Below are 5,723 nucleotides of genomic sequence, written 5' to 3'. Positions count from 1 at the left end.
CGCCCCCCGTTCCGCCTCGCCACGTCATCGTCGTCTTCGAGGAAGAGGGCGTGCCGCTTGGCGACGCTCTTGCCCGACGACGAGTCGACGTAGGTGATCTGGGCGAACCTGGCCCGCATCGACCACGACGTGTGCAGGTTGAAGACCCGGTAGGCCAGGTACTCGCGCGCCAGGTAGGGCGCGTACTCCGGTGTGTCGCGGCAGTGCGTCACGATCTTGAGTGACGACTGGCCGTCGAACGCCGTGCCGGCCAGGGCGGTCTTGTCGAAGTCGATGCGCAGCGGCGGGAAATCGCAGGTGCGGCTATCGAGCCTGGACTTCCCGCGGGTGCCCAATCCCATGGGAATCGGCGCGCCCTGCCCACCGGCGGCGGCCACGGTGAGCGTCCCGGGGTATCGCCGTGGGCTGTCAGGTTTGCGGTCCTTGATGACCGCCTTGAAGTCCGCGGTGATCGTGACCGCCAGGGTCTCGGACGACGCGAAGAGCGGGCGGTTCTCGGCTGCGACGCGCCGCGCCGCGATGGTCGCGTCGTCCGGCCAGGGCGCGTCGAGTGTGGGGGGTGGGGCGGCAGGCTTGGGCGGCGCGGCCTGACCGCCGGCCAGAACCACAGCCGAGGCAAGCACCCACAGCGCCGCACATCCCGCCGCCCGTCCGCCCGGTATCGCCATGATGCCGAAGTATAGCCACGACAGGGCACATGAGCGGGTCGAAGGGCAACACGGCGCGCCTGGCGCGGCCCTCACCGCACGTCGGGCACGCGGTCCGCGTAGCTGTCGCCGGTGTACATCCGCACCACGCTGCCGTTGTCTTCGGTGAAGCGCACCACCTCACCGACCACGCCGCCACCCGTCCGTGCGGTGAAGCGGAACCGGCCGCCGCCGAGCGGCTCGAGCGTGACGGGATTCTCGAGGGTCGGCGCATTGGGTGTGATCAGCACGAGCTTCTTGTCGAGCAGCACCACCTGCTGGTCGCCGAAGCGACTGCGATACACCCCGGCAAAGCGCGCCCACGTGTCGTCCCACGGCACCACAGGCGGCTTCGGCGTGGACCGCTTCGCCACCGCCTGGCCGACCGTGCTCATCAACTGCCGCGCGATGGCCGCAGGCTCCGCGTCCTGGGCGTTGGTCAGCACGATCACGCCGACGCGACCGTCGAGCTGGATCAACGTCTGGGTGGTGTAGCCGGGATACGAACCACCGTGCCCCACGTACGTCTTCTCGCCCACGCGGCTCACCGAAAAGCCGATGGCGTTGCCGTTGGTCCAGGTCTCCTCCACCGAGCGCACGCGGTGCATCTCGCGGAGCGACCCCGTGCCGAGGAGGCGATCACCGCCCCGCGCGCCGCGGCGGAACTGCGCCGACACGAACTTCGCCATGTCCTCGACGGTCGACGTGATGCCGGTGGCCGCCGCCATGCCGCGCGCATCGATGAATCCGAACGACTGCCGGGTGCCGTCGGGCATGCGCCGGCCGTAGCCCGTCGCCATCCCCGGTGCGTCGACGTCGACACTCGACGAGGTCATGCCCAGCGGCGTGAAGATGTTGCGGGTGACGAAGTCGGCCCAGCGCATCCCGCTCGCGGCCTCGACGACGAGCCCGGCGACCGAGTAGGCGAGGTTGGAGTACTTCCACCGGACCTGCGGCGCGAACGCCGCGCTCCGTGCACTCATCAGCTCCCGCAACTGCCCGGTGGTCGGGAACTCGTAGGTGGTCCAGTGATCGCCCGCCTCCCGCTGCAGCCCGGAGCTGTGCGTCAGCAACTGCTCGACGGTGATCGGCCCATCGTCATCCCCGGCTGGCGTCATGCGGAACCACGGCAGGTGCTGCGAGACCGGGTCGTCGAGGCGCACCTTGCCCATCTCGCGCAACTGCATGATCGCGGTGGCCGTGAACAGCTTGGAGTGCGACGCCATGCGGAACTTCATCTGCGGCGTCATGGGCCGCTTCGCTGCGACATCGGCAAAGCCGAAGCCCTTCACCCACACGAGTTCGTCGCCGGCGACCACGCCCACGACGACACCCGGTAACTCGCGGTAGGCGATCTGCCCCTCGAGCCACGCCGAGAACAGGCGCTCCTGCCCGAGCACCTCCGGGTCGGCCGCAATGGGAGCGACCGGGGCCTCACGGTCCTGGGCGCGGACGGGCGCGGCCGCGACGGGCCAGAACAGTGACGCCAGCGCCAGGGCCAGCACCGGGGCGGCTACGAAACGACGGGGCATGTCGGCTCCTCGGACGAGTAGCGGTCATCCTCACCTCCGCAGCCAGCCGCGTCAAGGCCCCACGGCGCCGGGGGCGTGGCCCAGGCGGTCTCGGCTGACGGGCAGCGCCGGGACCGACTGTTTATGGTAGTATTGCAACGTTATGGCACGCGTCACGTACTCCCTCGACGAGGCGACGGTCGCCCGCATCAGGCAGACGGCGGAGCGGCTCGGCAAGCCCCAGAGCCACGTCGTGCGCGAGGCGGTCGCCGAGTATGCCGAGCGCGCCGGGCGTCTCAGCGATCGTGAGCGGGAGCACGCGCTGGGCGTGCTCGAGCGCCTGCGGGCGGCGCGGCCGACGCGGCCGGCGGCCGAGGTCGACACGGAACTCCAGTCCCTCCGCGCCGCGCGGCGCGCCGGCGGCCGACGCCACCGCTCCGCATGATCGTCCACGTCGACACGTCCGCCCTGGTGGATGCGCTCACCGGTCCGCGACGATCGCTCGACACGCTGGTCGACCTGACCCGGCAGGGCCATCGCCTCATGCTCTCGTCGATCGTGCTGTACGAGTGGCGTCGCGGCCCCCGCACGCGCGTGGAGCTGACGGCACAGGAGGAGCTCTTCCCGAGCGAGTCTGCGGTGACATTCGGCGCGGCCGAGGCCGTCGTCGCGTCGCGCCTGTACAAGGCCGTACCTCGCGCCCGCGGTCGCGAGATCGACATCGCGGTGGCGGCCTGCGCGCTGGTCGCCGATGCCGCGATCTGGACACTCAATCCCGCCGACTTCCGTGACATCCCCGATCTGCGCCTCGTCTGACCCGCCGCAGGTGATGCGTCCCCTCGTCGATGCTCTGGGGTCGCCGAGCTGGTCGGTGCGCGCCAAGGCGGTCGATGCGCTCCAGGCCCTCGGCGATGTGGCCGTGCCGTCGCTGGTGGCGGGCACGACGCACCCGGACGCGCGCGTGCGGGCCGAGAGCGTGGCGCTGATGGACCACCTCGCCGACGCGCGCTGCCTGGATCCGCTCGTGGCGGCCTTGCACGACAGGTCGGCGCACGTGCGGCGCCTGGCGGTGCACGCCATCGGCTGCCAGCGCTGCAAGATCGCCCCCCTCGCGCTCGACATCGTCGGGCTGCTCGTCGAGCGGGCGCTCGAGGATCCGTCGCCCCGGGTGCGCCGCGTGGCCGTGCACCAGCTCGGGCTCCAGCCGGCGGACCAGCGCGCCATCCTGGCGCTGGAGACCGTGCTGCACGGGGCGACGGACGAGGCCCTCCGCTCGCGCGCCGAGTTCGCCCTGGCGCAGCAACGCGGGTGAGCGCGGATCAGGGTTGCGTCGGCGTGAGCGCCTGCACCAGCGCGGCGCCCTTGGCCTCGGTGAACGCGCCCGTCTCGCGCCACAGGACGAGGCCGGCGCGGTCGACGACCAGCACGTGGATCGTGCCCTCGGTGGTGATGCCGAGCGACTGCTTGAAGGGTCCCTTGTCGAGGTACAGCGTCACCGTGCGCTCGCGCGCCTTGATGTCGGGGATGCCGCCGCGCATGCCGCGGTTGATCGTCCACTGCAGCAGCCGGATCACCGGCCCGATCGTCGGGATCTCGTAGTACTCGGTGCCGGGGATCCGCCCGACGTTGGCCTTCACGAAGGGGACCCACGTGTCGACCATGTCCTGCTGCTTCCGCTCGAAGGCGACGAAGACGACGTTGCGCGTGCCGGCGAAGTCGGCCGGCAGCGTCATGGCGCGTCCTTCGAGGTTCTTGCTCGTGACGGTCGGGAAGCGCGCCTGATCGGCAAGGGCCATCGAGAGCACGAGGGTGACGAGGGTCGTGGCGGCGGAGAGGGTCACTCGACGGTGAGTGTAGCGTGCGCCCGGTTCACCCGCCACGCGCCTGCAGTGCTACCGTCTGCGTCATGAGTCGGACGCGCCGCAACGCCATGTCGCGCCTGCGCCTGGCGATCACGCTCGGGGCAGTGGCCGTCGCCTTCGTCGGCGTGGCCGCCTGGCGGTATGCGCCGCGCGCCAGCGCCGGGCCGTGCGTGGTGGAGATGGGACCGTCGGCCTTGCCCGACGTGCCCGAGACGAGCGGGCTTGCGGTCGGGCGCCGGCAGCCGGTGCTCTGGACACACAACGACTCGGGGAACGACACGGATCTGTTCGCCGTCGACGAGGCCGGGCGCACGGCGGCGCGCGTTCGGGTGCCTGTCGCGATGCGCGATTGGGAGGACGTGTCGGCCGGGCGCTGCCCTGCGGGCGACTGCCTCTACGTCGCCGACATCGGCGACAACGCGCGTCGTCGTCCGCAAGTGTTCCTGCATCGGTTCCCGGAACCCGCCGTGGGCAGTGCCGTCGCGGCGACGGAGACGTTCACGCTCACGTACCCGGACGGCCCCCACAACGCCGAGGGGCTCTTCCTCCTGGGCGAGGAGGCGTTCGTCGTCACCAAGGACCGGAAGGCCACGGTCTACAGGTCGGGACCGCTGCCATCTGGTGGTGGCGCCATCACGCTGCGCCAGGTGGGGAACTTCGGTCTCGAGACGGTGACCGATGCCGAGACGTCGACCGACGGCGCCTCGGTCGTCGTGCGGACGCCGGACCTGGCGTCGCTGCATCGCGCGAGCGACATCCTGAAGGGCAACATGCGTCCGTACGCCACGATCCGGCTCGATGCCTTCCGCGAGGCGCAGGGCGAGGGCGTGGCGATGCGCGGCGACGCGCTGTACCTCTCGAGCGAGGCGGGACACCTGTCGGTGGCCGGCAGCCTGCTGCGCCTGCGCTGCCGTCTGCCGACGCCCTGACGACTCTCTCTCGAGACGCGGCTACGGAAGAGCGGTAGGATCCCGCTCGCGTGCTCACTCCAGGGACCCGCCTTGGTCCGTACCAGATCGTCGATGCCCTCGGTGCGGGTGGCATGGGCGAGGTGTACCGGGCCACCGACACGAACCTGAAGCGCCAGGTCGCGCTGAAGGTACTGCCCGCCTCGGTGGCCGACGACGCACAGCGGCTGGCGCGGTTCCAGCGCGAGGCGGAGGTGCTGGCCGCCCTCAATCACCCGCACATCGCCGCGATCTACGGGCTCGAGCGCGCCGACGGCGTGACCGGCCTCGCGATGGAACTGGTGGAGGGCGACGACCTCTCCGACTGGATCGCGCGCGGGCCCATCCCGATCGACGACGCCCTGCCCATCGCGCGGCAGATCGCCGAGGCCCTCGAGGCGGCGCACGAGCAGGGCATCGTGCATCGCGACCTGAAGCCAGCCAACGTCAAGGTGCGGTCCGACGGCACGGTGAAGGTGCTCGACTTCGGCCTCGCCAAGGCGCTGGACGCGACCGACAGCGCGCAGCGCGCCGCCGAGGCGCTCGCCGTTGCGCCCACGCTCACCTCTCCCGCGATGACTCAGGCGGGCATGATCCTCGGCACGGCGGCCTACATGTCGCCGGAGCAGGCGCGGGGACGCGCCGCGGATCGACGCAGCGACGTGTGGTCGTTCGGGGCGGTGCTGTACGAGATGCTCACGGCTCGTCGCGCGTTCC

Annotated in this window: 7 protein-coding genes and 1 pseudogene; 5 read left to right on the top strand and 3 right to left on the bottom strand. The window is 71.2% G+C overall.

The genetic code is table 11. The features are described 5' to 3' along the window. Both ACIRDX_RS19915 and ACIRDX_RS19910 read right to left on the bottom strand, forming a co-directional pair. Positions 1-668, bottom strand: a pseudogene (locus ACIRDX_RS19915) (hypothetical protein); the annotation flags it as partial. Between the two features lie 71 nt (positions 669-739). Then, positions 740-2,218, bottom strand: a complete 1,479-nt coding sequence (locus tag ACIRDX_RS19910) for a serine hydrolase domain-containing protein (protein WP_396627184.1) — start codon at positions 2,216-2,218, stop codon at positions 740-742. Positions 2,219-2,360: 142 nt separating this feature from the next. Here ACIRDX_RS19910 and ACIRDX_RS19905 point away from each other — a divergent pair, with 142 nt between their 5' ends. From ACIRDX_RS19905 to ACIRDX_RS19895, 3 genes are read left to right on the top strand one after another with little or no spacing between them, the layout of a single operon-like run. Next, positions 2,361-2,642: a ribbon-helix-helix protein, CopG family gene (locus ACIRDX_RS19905; RefSeq protein ID WP_396627183.1), complete on the top strand. Its 282-nt coding sequence runs from the start codon at positions 2,361-2,363 to the stop codon at positions 2,640-2,642. After that, the gene (locus ACIRDX_RS19900) at positions 2,639-3,013 is read left to right on the top strand and encodes a type II toxin-antitoxin system VapC family toxin (protein WP_396627182.1); all 375 of its coding nucleotides are present in this window, start codon (positions 2,639-2,641) and stop codon (positions 3,011-3,013) included. The genes ACIRDX_RS19905 and ACIRDX_RS19900 overlap by 4 nt, the downstream gene beginning before the upstream one ends. Continuing rightward, on the top strand, positions 2,985-3,509 hold the full coding sequence (locus ACIRDX_RS19895) for a HEAT repeat domain-containing protein (protein WP_396627181.1): 525 nt from the start codon (positions 2,985-2,987) through the stop codon (positions 3,507-3,509). The genes ACIRDX_RS19900 and ACIRDX_RS19895 overlap by 29 nt, the downstream gene beginning before the upstream one ends. Positions 3,510-3,516: 7 nt before the next feature. Here ACIRDX_RS19895 and ACIRDX_RS19890 read toward each other — a convergent pair whose 3' ends face one another. Next, the gene (locus ACIRDX_RS19890) at positions 3,517-4,038 is read right to left on the bottom strand and encodes a hypothetical protein (protein ID WP_396627180.1); all 522 of its coding nucleotides are present in this window, start codon (positions 4,036-4,038) and stop codon (positions 3,517-3,519) included. A 65-nt stretch (positions 4,039-4,103) separates the two neighbouring features. Between ACIRDX_RS19890 and ACIRDX_RS19885 the strand changes: the two genes are divergently transcribed. Beyond that, positions 4,104-4,988, top strand: coding sequence for a hypothetical protein (locus ACIRDX_RS19885; RefSeq protein ID WP_396627179.1), 885 nt, complete (start codon positions 4,104-4,106; stop codon positions 4,986-4,988). Between the two features lie 50 nt (positions 4,989-5,038). Beyond that, positions 5,039-5,723, top strand: a 685-nt coding sequence (locus ACIRDX_RS19880) for a serine/threonine-protein kinase (protein ID WP_396627178.1), incomplete at its 3' end; no start/stop codon positions are given.

Origin of the sequence: Luteitalea sp. (genome assembly GCF_044337415.1) — a bacterium.
GTDB lineage: Bacteria > Acidobacteriota > Vicinamibacteria > Vicinamibacterales > Vicinamibacteraceae > Luteitalea.
This window is presented reverse-complemented; position numbering and strand designations above follow the sequence as displayed.